Raw genomic sequence first — 13,497 nt, forward strand, 5'->3', positions numbered from 1 at the left:
AAAAGTTGGGCTACGATTATACTTATCTATCTAATATGTTTTCGGAGGTAAAAGGAATCACCATCCAGCAGTTCATCATTCTGCACAAAATAGAAAAAGTGAAAGAGCTGCTGCTGTACGATGAATTGACCCTTACCGAGATTTCCTATAAACTTCAGTACAGCAGCGTGGCTCATTTGTCCAACCAGTTTAAAAAGATAACCGGCCTTTCTCCTTCTTTTTATAAGCAATTGAAACAAAAACGCAAAAACAATCTTGAAAACTTATAAGCCTTTTTAATAAGGAGCTTATCCATTTACCGAATGGTATTTTTCCATGGTCAGTCTGGCCATTAGGTAACTGAGCGTCGATTCTGCACCTTGATTCAAGTTGACCTGTTTCGCTTCCAGTCCATCGTAACAACCACCTGTACAGGGGTTGTAAATGATCTGGTGCAAGTGGTTGTTGCCTAGAAACCAATTGAAAGCGGTTTCCATTTTATGCAAATATTTTTCATCGCGAAAAGCATCATAAAATTTGCTCAAGGTAAGGATGGTATACGCCACGTCGATGGGTTGCTCGCCATGAAGAGCCGCTTCTTGGCCTTTGTACAACCAGCTTTGGTTGGAAATCACCTTGATGCCCGATTGATCAAATGTACGCGACAACAAAAAATCGAATGATTCCAGGGCAATTTCTTTGTAAATGACTTCGCCGGTTTCCAACCAGGCACACAACATGGCTTCGGGCAGAATACTGTTGGCGTAAGTCAAATACCCCTCATACCAGCGCCAGTCTTGCTCTGATTCGTGCTTGTACATTTGCACCAGGCGATTGGCCAGCATGATGATCAGTGCGGTATTTTTGTCGGATTTTTTTGAGCGGGTGCTGTAATACAAACCTTTGATCACAAAAGCCATCGACCGTGTAGAATGCATCTCATTCACCTGGATCAAGGCACGTTCCATGACCATTTCGGCTTTAATCGCCATTTCCTTGGGCAGGAACGCCCGTTTAGAAAGCAAAAAACCCAGTGCCCAAATGGCCCTGCCGTTGGAATCGGCCAGGTTGGTGGTATTGTTTTGTTCGGTAAAATCGCGATCCGTATTGACATAATTCAGGAACTTCCCACCTGGTTGCAAGCAAAACTTAATAAAATTCAGGTAGGTATCCAAGTAGGCCAAGTCTTCGTTGGATCGGGTGGTTTCGTAATGCATGCACATGCCGATCAGTGCCCGGGCATTGTCATCCAGAGTGTATCCCGATTCGGGATCGGGTTGATTGATCTTTGCAAACTGAAACATGGCAAATTCATCGGTCATCTTCTTGACATGCTCCAGGTTGATTACCGGGAGGCGGTTTTTCAAGACCATTTTTTCAGGATGACCATAGCGAGAGTGAGGCATTGGCGTCATAAAATTGATTGGCGTAGTGGTTTTTTGAACCAACAAGGCGTGGGCGATTGCGGAATTTTCCCAAGCGGTTGGTACAATCTGTTGCAAAGCATTGGATCGGAAGGCCATGCGCAGGTCATCATCGCTCATCAAACGATTGACCCCGTCGGCCAGCTGCTCGGCATTTTGAAAATCCACAATAATGCCTGTATCCTTGGTCAGCATTTCCTGTGCATGTGGGATTGGCGTAGAAATGATGGGGCAACCACAACTCATCGCATAAGAAAAGGTGCCACTAACGGCCTGGTTGGGGTCGCGGGAGGTAAACAAGTACAAATCCGTAAGCTGCAAATACTCCAATAAATCCTCAAGTGGCAGGTACCGATTGATGAAAATCACGTGATGGAAAAGATTAAGTTCTTTGACCTTGGCTTGCAAGAGGTCGCGGTATTTTTCGCCTTCTGATTTGACTACACTTGGATGGGTCTTGCCGATGATCAAGAATAAAACTTCAGGATTGACTTTGATGATCGCAGGTAGGGCATTCAGGGTGGTTTCGATGCCTTTTCCCGAGTTGAGCAAACCAAAAGTGGAGAGCACTTTGCGACCACTCAGGCCGTATTTTTCTTTCAACAGGTTTGCATCCAAGTGAGGCACCAGGTGGGTACCATGGGGAATAACCTCGATGTTCAGTTTAGGTACACCGTACTCTTCCCGCAAGATACGGGCAGCGTTTTGGGTCATGACCACTACAGAAGCACTCGCCAATGCAATGCTCCTGACTTTTTCCTTCAATGCCAGGTCAGGATTGGGCAAAACCGTATGAAAAACGACGATAACGGGTTTGGTAAGCCAATTTAAAAACCGGAGAAACGCCGCTTCGCCTTTGCCCTGAAAAAAACCAAATTCGTGTTGCACCACAGCCAGATCGATTGAGGGGTCTATATTGATCTGATGGGCCAATTCGAGGTATCTGGGATAATCATTGGTATTCAGGGTGTGCTTAACTTCCTGAGGGTAAACAAAATTGGATTCGCCAGATTCCAGGGCGCATACCTTTATCGAAAATGAATTGCGGTATTTGTTGTTCAAGGCCTTGATCAGATCTTGAGAGTAGGTGGCGATACCGCATTCCCTGGGCGGATATGAACTAACAAATAAAATTTCAGGGAGCTTTTGTTTAACCAGAAGGCTTTCTATGCTTTTTTTGACCGCCACTTCTGATTTGTGGGTAAGTACATTTGGTTTTCTGATCTCAAAAGTGATTTCATTTTGCATGTTCTTTTCTATTTAGCGATAACTCCGCGAGGAGATCGGTTAAACTCACGGAAGCACAGGCGATGCGTTCATCTGCTGCTCCGTAATAAATGTAAAGCGTATCGTCAAACAAGGCGGTTCCGGTAGGGAAACAAACATTGTTGACTTCGCCTTTTAGTTCCCATTCTAGTTCGGGCTTAAATAGGGGATAAGGCAGTCGGGCAATTTCTTTGCGGGGGTCATTCAGATCGAGTAAGGCGGCACAAGCGGAATATACATATCCTGAAACGGCATCGTGCACGCCATGGTATATAATCAACCAGCCTTCTGCAGTTTCAATGGGTGGGCATCCGCCTCCGATGTAACTGACTTCGTGATCATATTCAGGTGCAAGTACAATGCATTCGTCAAAACGCAGAAAATACTGTTTCCAAAATTCCGGGGTAAGTTCTTTTAAATCCTGTACAGAGACCAAAATCTGTATATCGGGCTTGATGCGGTGCAAAAAACAGAACTTGCCGTCGATTTTGCGGGGAAAAAAAATCAAATTTTTGTCCCAAAGCAGTGCCTGTTTTTCTTCTTTTTCGAGTAGTCGTTTGTGCTCATTGTAGCGCAAGTACTTCTCATTGATCAGTCCTTTTGCCTGGGCAAGCTGACTGAATTCATCATAGGTGATTTGAGGTACAATCAAGCCATACTTTTCAAAATGCTGCAAGTCTTTGGAGGTAGCCAATGCACCCAGTGCATTGATTCCGTCGTAAGCGGTGTAAGTGAGGTAGTACAGGTCGTCAATTTTGACAATCCGGGCATCTTCCAGGCCATGAGATTCGTAGTAAAATTCCGGGGTGATCAGAGCCGAAGTACGTCGCTCTTCCAGAACCATTGGCCCTTTCAATTTGCAGTAGCCTATGGTGGAGTAGTTGCCTTTGCTTACCGCACGATAAAAGAGATGCACACTGTCTCCTTCCCGGATTGCGGCGGGATTGAGTACACCTTCGTTTTCAAATTCAAGGTTGGTTTTCCTTAAAATGACGCCGTGCTTTGTAACAGTTATCATGGGTATAGATTGGAAAAGGAAGAAGATAACAGCCTGCTATTGGTGCTGATTGCCAACTATGACATCGACAATCAGACCGATAGTGGGGTAGTTTGGGACTACAATAGTCTCGCAATGCACTTGTTTTTCAAGAGGATGCGAGAAGAATAAGGAAGTTTGGGTTGCCCAGCATGTGTTCTATTCTGGGTCATTCAAAATATTGCGCTGTAACTTAGTCTATGACTTCTTTTTGCCACCACCTGTCTTGGGGTCAGTTTTGGGGGCAAATACCTCCAAGTTGGGGTTGGCAGCAGATCCGCTTTTGCCTTCAGATTTGTAATCCGATTCTTTCGATTTACCAGATGATTTGTCTGCTGGCGCTTTTTTATGGTTCTTTGATCCTTTGTCCTTGCTCATTGTGTTGAATTTTAAGGTTGTGAAATTTTATGGTTTGAAATTTCGACGTTTTACTTAAGGCTAAACAAAAGTAGGTGCCGCGGAAGAAAAAACGTTACACAATTCCGGCAATAAGTTGCATCATTCACACATTTACAAAACATTGATTGTATATTTGTTATTTCAATGCTGCCTTAAACCCTCCAAAATAATACTGAATCCCTACGGAAAAATCTACCGCATTTGTCCAGGTTTTCGAGATTCTATTGACGTCCTGGACATTGATCTCACTGTTGCTGCGCGCAAAATTGTATTTCACCAACGCTTCCAGCGCCAGGCCATTTTTAGAGTAGATCGTAAATCCGGGGCCAACACCAATCGTCAACAAACTGTTATTGATTGTTTGAGTGGTGTTATTGCTGACGAATTGATTTTTTGAATTGCCAAAACCAACTGTAGTACCCAGAAAAAATGCTTTGTCTTCACCTGTAGGGAAAAAATAGCGGACAAATGGCCCAAAAAGCACATTGTTATTTTCTGATTTTTGAGGCGCCAAAGTACCGCCGTTCAGATCAACACCGGTACTACTGTTCGTCTTTAGCCAGTCCATACTAATGCCCACCACAAAGTTTTGGGCAAAGAAATAACCAATTCCCGGAGACAAATTAAACTGAGCAGAGCTGCCTCCGTCTCCTTTGATTGAACCCGTGGTAGATTGTACATCCACAGATGATTTGGCAGTTGAAAACCCGATGCGAGAACCGATTACAAAATTGCCGCGCTGGGTAGGTTGAAGCAGGGTGACCTGTGTCATAGCGGATACCGCAGTCATTGACAAGATCAGTGCCATGATTAAATTTTTCATGTTGTTTAGTCTATTGTAGTGAAGTGTAAAATGCAATCAAATGGGGGTACGGCCTATTCGTAGCCGCTTTTGATAATGGTCAACACCATTTTGAATCTGCCATTGGGCTTGACGTAGTTGGGGGCATGTGCCGGGATTAAGATGGATTGCCCTGTTTCCAGAAAGTTGGATACTCCTCTGATCACGATTTCGGCTTTGCCATCGATGATTTGGGCGAAGGTGTCAAAAGCAGTGGTTCTTTCGGTCAAACCTTCGCCGCTATCAAAAGACATTACGCTGATGTTTCCCGTTGATTTTTTGAGGATGGTTTTTATGACCACAGCATTTGGCACATACTCAATGATTTCCACTGTAATGAGGACTTTTGCTTTTTCAACTTCGGGAACGACATCCATGGTTTTTTCTTTTGATTCAAACATTAAAATTACTGGGAGAAGTTTATTTATTCACCACCTAAGGCACCTCAGACAACTAAGTGTCGCCTGAGAATACTTTTTTCTTAAGTGATTCTGAGGTACCTGAGGTGTCTAAGGTGGTAAAAAAATAAGCAGCGAAGCTGCAAGTCAAGTTAAAATATTGACCTACTTACTTCTTATTGCTCACCGTCAGGTTTTTCAAGGCCATTCCAAGCTCTTCCATGTCGTGGTTGAATTCACGTTTGAATTCTTCCCAGTCACTGCTGATATTGGTGCTTTCGTAATCGTCCATCATGGTTCTCATATCCAGGTTTTTTTGTTCCAGAGTGTCGATCCGTTGGGTATAAGCCGCATCGAGCGTTTTACCAGTGGTTTTCTTTTTCGCTCTCAGCTCCGTGATGCGTGCTTCGTTGTCTTTGATCTTGATTTCGGTTTCGGCCCGAAAGGCTTTCCACTCTTCAGCGGCAACTGCTTTTTTGTTGGCAACCATTTCATCCGCTTTGGCGTCTTTCAGATTTTGATTGGCGTCATTTACATTGGTTTCAGCATTGTCTACTTTTTGAGCAGGTGACTGGCAGCCTGTGAATAGCAATGCTGCAAATAAAGTGATCGGAATAGCGAGGTTAAAAATTGATTTTTTCATTGTATTTCATTTGATTTTTTAGGATTGGGAAGAAGATATTGCAAAGAACCGGATAAAATGGGAATGAAGTGTTACAAAATTCCTACTGAGAATTACATTATTCCCACATTTTGTCCAGAGATCATTGGTCAATTTGAAGCGCTTACCATTCATCTTCTACATGCATCACCAACATGGGGATTTCGGTAGCAATGGCCATGCTTTGAATGATGCTTTTGTGGAACAGATTTGCCCAAAAACTGCGGTGTTTACTTACAAAAACCGTCAGGTTGATGTGGTGCGTTTTTGCGTATTTCTCCAATTCGGCTGTGGTATTACCGCCAAAAATGGAATGCGTCCGGTAGGTCAAGTGGGCGTCTATTTGGGAAAAGAGATGATCCCAATTGATGGCTACTTCTTTTTTATCTGCTTCATACCCTGCTGCACCAACGTGTACAAAATGGGTAGTAGATTTAAAAAAGCGCGCAAAATCGGTTGCTTCTCCAATCATATTGGGCGTCATCGACTCAAAGTTGCTGGCGTACATCAGTTGTTCCATCCCCATCCAGGGGGCGTCACGGGGTACAAGAAGCACTGGACAATGGGCACGATTGGCTACCTGAACCGAAACCGAGCCACTGATTTGGGTGATAAAATCCTGAAGTCCGGTGGTACCAATCACGATCAGATCGGTGTCTTCCTGAGCAGACAGCTCCAGGAGACTACTCACCGGATTGCCTCTGAGGATTTGGGGTTTTACCTTGCTTTGGGTTAGGGTATCGCCGTCATCAATGTATTCTTCAGTAATGAAATTATCAATGGCCTCGTTCAGGTAATCTTCATTGGTTTCTGTAAATGGCGCGACGTTGAGCTCCGAAACGGGGATGAAGTACTCTTTCACGTGTACTACGGTGATGCTGGCATCCAACGCTTCGGCCAGACCGAGCGCGTATTGGTACGCATTGCGAGCCGTCACTGAAAAATCGGTTGGAACGATGATGTTTTTTATCTTATCCATTGGTCGAAAGATTTATTGGAGTTAAAAGAGCAGAACCTGATGCTTTGGGCAAGGAAGCCCAAAACCAGGTTTTTCAGCGTGCCTAAATGCGGATGTTGGTCAGATTATCGAGAACCCCAAAGGCGCGAAGCAACCAAAGCACGGTGAAGATCACCACGACTATATTGAGGAGGCTTTTAATTTTGCGATCCATGGGAATGTAGGTGTTGATCAACCAGAGAATAACGCCTACAACGATTAAGGCAATGATGACATTGATAAGTGGCATATTTGAGATTTTAGAGTGATGGTTACAAAGTTAAGCCCGTTCGCCCTCCAGGCTGTTACACAATTTTTGAAATGAATTGCATCATTCACACATTACCCTCAGGGCTACTGTCCTACATCCGATCCATGTACCAATTCAATTCTTTCTGCATTTTATCGTACTTGAATATAGAGGTAATGATTTTTTGCAGCCGAACAAAAGCCGTTTCACTTTTCACCACATAATCGAATGCATGGTGGTGCATACAATTGATGGCCACATCAATGCTGTCTTGGGAAGACAACATCACCACCGGAATATTCGGGTTGACTGCTTTGATTTCATCCAGGGTCTGGATTCCATTCATCGCGTTTTTATCAATTCCGTCAAGATAATAATCCAGGATGATTACATCGGGGCCCTGGTGAAGCTCTGGCAGGCAAAGTTCACCAGTGGCAAAGGTTTCAATCAAAAAATCGCCATGTTGGAGGAAATCAAATTCCAGCAATTTCAAAAACACGGCATCGTCGTCTACCAAAAAAAGTTTGATTTTCTTTTCGTTGTTCATGGCTTGTTGCTCTTAATCCGCTGCAATTCTTCCTCCAATTCCAGACAAGCTTGTACACATACGTTTTCTAGTTGACTTACCATATCAGAGATTCCATCGGTCAACAATTGAGCGCGGGCATATTCTTGTACTTTTTTGGCCATGCTTTCAAAATCGGGGCTGATGCCCATGATCAAAAAAGAGGGAATGATTTTGTGCACGGCTGCGTACAGGGCGTCCCAATCCTTGTTCTCCAAGCTTAATTTCATAGAAAGGATCAAGGGCGGAGTCTGTTCGAGGTATGCGATAATCATTTCCATGATCATCCCGGTATCGTTTTTGGTGCGCTGAATGAGGTATTCCAGATCGGTACACTTTATTTTCTTGATCAGTTCATTTTCCAGCACTTTGGATACCGTATTGAAAGCTGTCTTGTTTACTATTCCAATAATTTTACTGTACAGCAGCCTTTCATCGATGGGTTTAGCAAGGTAATCGTTCATACCTATGGCTTTGCATTTTGCCAAATCGACCGTGGTCACATCGGCGGTTAAAGCGATGATGGGGACTTGAGAATGCAGGGTATTCCGGATGTACTCTGTAGCTTCAAAACCGTTCATGACAGGCATCTGCAAGTCCATCAAAATGACGTCGTATGATTTTACCCGCATTTTATCCACGGCGATTTTTCCATTGGCTGCAATGTCTCGTTCAAACCCAAAATCATCCAACACGGTCTTCATCAGCAATTGGTTGAGGGGCATGTCCTCCACCACCAGTATTTTGATGTTTTTGGCGTCGGTATCCAGTTCGGTGAGGGGAATTTCTCTGGCGGTTTCCTCAGTGGTTTTTTTAAAACTCAATACAAAGCTGAAGGTAGAACCTTTTTCTATCTCACTGATTACGGAAATGGTTCCACCTTGCTTTTCTACCAATTGCTTGGCGATGGCCAAGCCAAGTCCGGTTCCACCGTACAGCCTGGAGGTACTACTGGAAGCCTGATGGAAGTTTTCAAAAATTGATTCCAGCTTATTCGGCGCAATTCCGAGTCCGGTATCGGTAATCGAAAACTCAATGGTGGCAGATTCTTGATTTTCATGCAGCATCCTTACACTGATCGAGATGCTTCCTTTGTTGGTAAATTTTACGGCATTGCCTACCAGATTAAGGATGATCTGGTGCAAGCGAACGGGGTCACCCAGCAAAATCTCGGGGATTTCCGGGTCGTATATTTTGATCAATTCCAGGTTTTTCTCCTGAATTTTCGCTTCAAACAAATGCAACATGGCGGAAATAGAGGAGGCCATGCGGAAAGGAGTTAGCTCGAAGGTCATTTTCCCTGAATCTACTTTGGCCAGATCGAGAATGTCGTTGATGAGCACAATCAGGGTATCGCCACTGATTTTGATGGCCGATATGTATTCCCTTTGCTTGTCCGAGAGCTCAGTTTTCAGCACTACTTTGGTAAACCCGATGATCGCATTCATGGGCGTACGAATCTCGTGGCTCATGTTCGACAAAAACTGTTGCTTTGCTTTCAGGGCATCTTCGGCGATCGAGGTGGCACTTTCCGCGTTTCGTTTGGCTTCTTCGGCCATTCCTGCCGCCAATTCCGCAAATACTTTTGCCTCAATCAATTCTTTTTCGATCGCTTTTTGCTCAGTAATGTCCCGGGCTACCACTACCGCACCAAGGACTTTGCCTTGCTCGTCTTTGTACAAAGACCCATTGAACAACACTTCGGTTAGTTTGCCATCAATGATGGTCAGGGGATAATTGGTGACAAAGCCTTTGGCAAACACCTCTTTGTACACTTCAATGGCCTTGGTTGGCTCAGTGAAGTAAATGCTGAAGTCGGTATCGATCAGTTTCTGACGGGGTATTCCGGTGATTTTGACCATGGCCTTATTCACATCGGTGATCTTGCCTTCGGTGCTGATGGTGATCAAGGGATCCAAGCTCGCTTCAATCAAGCTGCGTGCGTACACCGAAAAAAGCTTGCCTTTGGACTCAATAATCTCCTGGTTTTTTTGTTGAAGGACTTTGTTCGCTTTGATCAGTTCAAGGGTACGTTCAGTTACTTTCTCTTCCAGTTCAAGAGCGCGCAATTGTTCACTATCCAGGTTGGGGGGGGTAGTTGAAGGTATTTCCGATTCCATTAATTTATGTTGAGGCGAATGCTTTTTGGTTAAACTTGTAGTTTGCTTCAAACCCGAAAATAAGGCGGTGAAACTGTCCTGCTTTTCAATGGCTTGCAAGGTTAAATCCTGGGTAGATGCGTCCGATGCCGAGATGATCACACCACTGATGGTTCGGTCTTCTTCCCGATAGGGTTCGTATACAAAATTGTAGAAAAGCATTTTATCTTCCTTTTTTCTACGCATGAAATGGGCAGGCTGGTTGTACCCGTAGCTGGTGACCCCATTGTGTAAAACCCCCAACAGCACGTCCAAAAAAGGTTGATCGTCTAATTCGGGTACAATTTCCAAAATAGGACTACCCAATACTTCAGGCCCTACATTCCAGGCGGTATAGACTGCTGCATTGGCCAATTCCAACACCAGGTTTTTTCCTTTGAGAATCAAAACGGGATCCTTGGCTTGCTCCAGAATATGCCTAAAAAGAGACTCGCTCTCTGCATTTTTTTTGCAGACAAGTTCACGATTGCATACAGCCATGTTTTCAGTTTTCGATTTCATCAATTGGTGTTCTTCGTTTGTTCTTCAATTTTTTGAAATGCGATGGCGATAAGCCAGTAACTTTTTTAAACTGGTTGGACAAATGTGCCACACTGCTGTAGTTCATTTTCCAGGCTATTTCGGTGATGTTGAGTTCGTCGTAAATGATCAGTTCTTTGATCCGTTCTATTTTGTGTGCGATGATGAAATGCTCAATGGTGGTACCCTGGACTTCGGAAAAGAGGTTGGCCATGTAGGTGTAATCGTAGTGGAGCTTTTCAGCCAGGTATTCCGAAAAAGTAGTCTTTGGCAATTCATCGGCATAGTGTACCATTTCGATGATCACGTTTTTGATTTTATCAATCAGAATGCCTTTTTTATCGTCCATCAATTCCAATCCTGATTCCAGCAACCCCGCTTTCAATTGCCGATGTTGTTCAGCAGTAAGTGTTTCCATGATTTCCACTTCACCCAAATCAACAATAATGAAGTGGAGACCAAGTTTTTTCAACTCGTCTTTCACCATCATTTTGCAACGGATGCTCACCATGTATTTGATGTACAATTTCAAATTGAGTTATTTTTCACCAGTACTCAAAGTACGTGCTGTTGGGTTTGCAAACGTTACACAATTCCAGAAAAATGTTACATTATTCACAGGTTTTGGCTCAGCGCTACACCTTCGCGTATTTCATCAAAAAACGGTGTTCTTCGTTCTTCTACACATTTGGCAGCGTAGAGGTAAAGCGCTGCACTCCAGGTTTGCCAATCTTGCCCCATGGGTTTGCCATCTTGCGCCTTCAGCCATTCGTTGAATCCATAATCTAAATTGGCAGTACGGGTCAGTTTCATGGCCTGGGTCAAAACCTGAAGTTTTTCGGCTGCCAGGGCATAGCGCTTTGCAGCCACCAGGGCGGCTATGTATATTCCACAAATGAAAGGCCAGATGCCGCCATTGTGGTATTCTCCAGGATTGTTGTACGAGGCGTAACGCGTGTGCCAATCGGGGTCTTCAGGATTGGTAAACGGGAAGAAATTGGGAGGTAAGTCGATGGCCAATTCGCCTCTTTCTTTCATGTGCTCGCACTCTGCTTCAATCCAGGAAATCATTTCATCTGCCCGGGAGGGCGAGGCGATTCCGGAGAGGATTGCGAGGCTATTGCCCAGCAAATCAAAGCGTTCGCTGCTGTGGATTTTATAAGACCAAAAAGCATAGTAGGGTTTGTGCTTGACCACCAGTCCTTCGTGTACGTGGTGGTGCATGGTGCCGCCCGTGATGGTAAAACGGCTCATTTCCCGCTGCACCAATGCGGCCCGTTCAGGCTGTCCCAGCAATCTCAAGTAACTATAAACCAAAGTATTCACAAAAAGCCCATACCCCATCACCCATTGTTCGTCGCGCCAATCGCTGGTGGGTTGCTGCGCAACCAAATAGCGGTCAGAGGGGCTTTGGTACTCCATCCAGGTCAGTGCTTTTTGAACGGCTGCTTCAAGAAAATCCGACTCGCCGGTCATTTTTCTAAAAATGCCAACGGCCAACAAGAACAGGGGTGTACAATCACTTGCTCCCCGGTCTTCTTTGTCGTGTACCAGAGAGGGAATATGTCCCCGTAGGGATTGATTTTCAGCGAGGGTTTCGAGTACCCGCCGCATAATGTCAATTAATTTTTGATTATTGGACACCGCAATGCCCAGGATGGAGAACATCAAATCTCGGGTATACGGCTCTGGATACCCCCAACCCGCAGTACGGGGAAGCCCCTGGTATGGGCCATGAGCGTTGTAGAGCAATACTTCCAGGGCGGCGGCTTTGGCGTTTTCTACTTCTGGATCATTGATGGTTTTCATATCACTGGTTTTAGCTTATTCCCAATTTTTCATTCATTAACTGCACGAATCTTTTTGCTACTACGCGGTAGTCAAAGTTCTCCACAACTCTTGTTCTGGCGGCTTTACCCATTTTATCACGCAGAGCCGGATCATGCATCAGGGTCATCAAATGCTGACTGAGGTCTGGTACGCTGGCCCGGTAATCGACGGTTCGGGGTTCATCAAAGATCACCCTGCTTTCACCTTCAAAGCCGGACTCACTCCCCAGGATTACTTCGTTTACTACTATTTTCTGCGCAACACTGGCCAGAAGTGCGGTTTCTCCATCAATGAGGGTATCCAACATTCCCATGGCCTTGATGCTTATGACAGGCTTTCCGCAGGCACCCGCTTCTACTTGGGGCATGCCAAAACCTTCCAACCGTGAAGGCGCAGCATAAATGTCGCAGGCGCCAATCAGGTAAGGCATAAAATCTCTGGAAGTAATGCTGGTGGCGTAGGTCACACTTTTGTCAATTCCCAAAGATTTAGCCATTGCCAAATCTTCCTGGTTTTGCAACAAGGTGCGGGGTTGAGGCCATACTTTACAGACGTATTCCCAATCGGGCAACTGCGTATCAATGCGGGCAAGCGCTTGCATCACTTCTTGTGCACCTTTGGAAGCTGCATCACCTCCTACCGTGAGGATCATCAACTGATTTGGCGTGATGCCCAGCGAATCGCGAACTGCCTGGATTTTAGGGTCTTCTTTTTGAAAGGGGATAAAAGCATCTGTATCACAGCCTACCGGCAAAACTTCAATGTTGTCTGCGCTGATTCCATCGCGTACGTACATTTCTTTGACCCAATGGGAAGTGACCAAAATCAGGGGCAGTTCATTTAAAACCTTCTGATAATTGGCAATGTAACCATCGGCTACCAGCCACGGGACAGCCAATCGACCAAAGCGTTGTGGGTGAAGTACCAATTGGGGGGTATGACCCCAATACCCCACACCAACAACGACATCTGGCTCGAACCAACGATAGTACCATTCCTTTTCTTGAGCGGACTCAAGGTGGACTGCGTGGACATCAACGCCCAAACTCAACAGTCCACGGTATAATAAATCTCCCTGGGTGGCAAGACCTCCAGGAGAAGGTGGATAGTCATACAGCAACAGTATTTTCATCTTGTAATATTTTCATGGTGCAATGTTTTCATGGTGCAATG

General features: G+C 44.9%; 14 protein-coding genes. 1 reads left to right on the forward strand and 13 read right to left on the reverse strand.

The window, feature by feature from the left end:
• A partial coding sequence (locus tag ABW391_RS18280; RefSeq protein WP_353483348.1) for a helix-turn-helix domain-containing protein occupies window positions 1-269 on the forward strand: 269 nt, incomplete at its 5' end.
• Between the two features lie 18 nt (window positions 270-287).
• On the opposite strand, the gene ABW391_RS18285 is transcribed toward ABW391_RS18280, so the two are convergent.
• From ABW391_RS18285 to ABW391_RS18345, 13 genes are all read right to left on the reverse strand, one after another.
• The gene (locus ABW391_RS18285; RefSeq protein WP_353483349.1) at window positions 288-2,651 is read right to left on the reverse strand and encodes a glycosyltransferase; all 2,364 of its coding nucleotides are present in this window, start codon (window positions 2,649-2,651) and stop codon (window positions 288-290) included.
• Window positions 2,641-3,687 carry a glycoside hydrolase family 130 protein gene (locus tag ABW391_RS18290; protein ID WP_353483350.1) on the reverse strand — a complete coding sequence of 349 codons (1,047 nt, stop codon included), beginning with the start codon at window positions 3,685-3,687 and terminating at the stop codon, window positions 2,641-2,643. Before ABW391_RS18290 ends, ABW391_RS18285 begins: the two co-directional genes overlap by 11 nt.
• 216 nt (window positions 3,688-3,903) lie before the next feature.
• On the reverse strand, window positions 3,904-4,083 hold the full coding sequence (locus ABW391_RS18295; RefSeq protein ID WP_353483351.1) for a hypothetical protein: 180 nt from the start codon (window positions 4,081-4,083) through the stop codon (window positions 3,904-3,906).
• A gap of 157 nt (window positions 4,084-4,240) precedes the next feature.
• Entirely contained in the window at window positions 4,241-4,927 is a 687-nt protein-coding gene (locus tag ABW391_RS18300) for an outer membrane beta-barrel protein (RefSeq protein ID WP_353483352.1), read from the reverse strand.
• Window positions 4,928-4,980: 53 nt separating this feature from the next.
• Window positions 4,981-5,322 (reverse strand): cupin domain-containing protein, encoded by a 342-nt coding sequence (locus ABW391_RS18305; protein ID WP_353483353.1) that lies wholly within the window; start codon window positions 5,320-5,322, stop codon window positions 4,981-4,983.
• 190 nt (window positions 5,323-5,512) lie between these two features.
• Window positions 5,513-5,986, reverse strand: coding sequence for a hypothetical protein (locus ABW391_RS18310; RefSeq protein ID WP_353483354.1), 474 nt, complete (start codon window positions 5,984-5,986; stop codon window positions 5,513-5,515).
• 142 nt (window positions 5,987-6,128) lie between these two features.
• A complete protein-coding gene (locus ABW391_RS18315) occupies window positions 6,129-6,983 on the reverse strand; it encodes a universal stress protein (RefSeq protein WP_353483355.1) in 855 nt (284 codons plus the stop codon).
• Window positions 6,984-7,065: 82 nt separating this feature from the next.
• The gene (locus tag ABW391_RS18320; protein ID WP_353483356.1) at window positions 7,066-7,251 is read right to left on the reverse strand and encodes a Thivi_2564 family membrane protein; all 186 of its coding nucleotides are present in this window, start codon (window positions 7,249-7,251) and stop codon (window positions 7,066-7,068) included.
• A gap of 112 nt (window positions 7,252-7,363) precedes the next feature.
• On the reverse strand, window positions 7,364-7,798 hold the full coding sequence (locus ABW391_RS18325) for a response regulator (protein WP_353483357.1): 435 nt from the start codon (window positions 7,796-7,798) through the stop codon (window positions 7,364-7,366).
• Window positions 7,795-10,455 (reverse strand): ATP-binding protein, encoded by a 2,661-nt coding sequence (locus ABW391_RS18330; protein WP_353483358.1) that lies wholly within the window; start codon window positions 10,453-10,455, stop codon window positions 7,795-7,797. The genes ABW391_RS18325 and ABW391_RS18330 overlap by 4 nt, the downstream gene beginning before the upstream one ends.
• Before the next feature lie 4 nt (window positions 10,456-10,459).
• The gene (locus tag ABW391_RS18335) at window positions 10,460-11,026 is read right to left on the reverse strand and encodes a helix-turn-helix domain-containing protein (RefSeq protein ID WP_353483359.1); all 567 of its coding nucleotides are present in this window, start codon (window positions 11,024-11,026) and stop codon (window positions 10,460-10,462) included.
• A gap of 83 nt (window positions 11,027-11,109) precedes the next feature.
• Window positions 11,110-12,303 carry a glycoside hydrolase 100 family protein gene (locus ABW391_RS18340; protein ID WP_353483360.1) on the reverse strand — a complete coding sequence of 398 codons (1,194 nt, stop codon included), beginning with the start codon at window positions 12,301-12,303 and terminating at the stop codon, window positions 11,110-11,112.
• Window positions 12,304-12,313: 10 nt separating this feature from the next.
• On the reverse strand, window positions 12,314-13,456 hold the full coding sequence (locus ABW391_RS18345; protein ID WP_353483361.1) for a glycosyltransferase family 4 protein: 1,143 nt from the start codon (window positions 13,454-13,456) through the stop codon (window positions 12,314-12,316).
• Between the last annotated feature and the right edge of the window lie 41 nt (window positions 13,457-13,497).

Source organism: Haliscomenobacter sp., from assembly GCF_040403615.1.
Taxonomy (GTDB): domain Bacteria; phylum Bacteroidota; class Bacteroidia; order Chitinophagales; family Saprospiraceae; genus Haliscomenobacter.

Bases quoted from the DNA above. Each gene is read 5' to 3' on its own strand.
- ABW391_RS18285 (WP_353483349.1), bottom strand. From the start codon at position 2,651: ATGCAAAATGAAATCACTTTTGAGATCAGAAAACCAAATGTACTTACC.
- ABW391_RS18290 (WP_353483350.1), bottom strand. From the start codon at position 3,687: ATGATAACTGTTACAAAGCACGGCGTCATTTTAAGGAAAACCAACCTT.
- ABW391_RS18295 (WP_353483351.1), bottom strand. From the start codon at position 4,083: ATGAGCAAGGACAAAGGATCAAAGAACCATAAAAAAGCGCCAGCAGAC.
- ABW391_RS18300 (WP_353483352.1), bottom strand. From the start codon at position 4,927: ATGAAAAATTTAATCATGGCACTGATCTTGTCAATGACTGCGGTATCC.
- ABW391_RS18305 (WP_353483353.1), bottom strand. From the start codon at position 5,322: ATGGATGTCGTTCCCGAAGTTGAAAAAGCAAAAGTCCTCATTACAGTG.
- ABW391_RS18310 (WP_353483354.1), bottom strand. From the start codon at position 5,986: ATGAAAAAATCAATTTTTAACCTCGCTATTCCGATCACTTTATTTGCA.
- ABW391_RS18315 (WP_353483355.1), bottom strand. From the start codon at position 6,983: ATGGATAAGATAAAAAACATCATCGTTCCAACCGATTTTTCAGTGACG.
- ABW391_RS18320 (WP_353483356.1), bottom strand. From the start codon at position 7,251: ATGCCACTTATCAATGTCATCATTGCCTTAATCGTTGTAGGCGTTATT.
- ABW391_RS18325 (WP_353483357.1), bottom strand. From the start codon at position 7,798: ATGAACAACGAAAAGAAAATCAAACTTTTTTTGGTAGACGACGATGCC.
- ABW391_RS18330 (WP_353483358.1), bottom strand. From the start codon at position 10,455: ATGGCTGTATGCAATCGTGAACTTGTCTGCAAAAAAAATGCAGAGAGC.
- ABW391_RS18340 (WP_353483360.1), bottom strand. From the start codon at position 12,303: ATGAAAACCATCAATGATCCAGAAGTAGAAAACGCCAAAGCCGCCGCC.
- ABW391_RS18345 (WP_353483361.1), bottom strand. From the start codon at position 13,456: ATGAAAATACTGTTGCTGTATGACTATCCACCTTCTCCTGGAGGTCTT.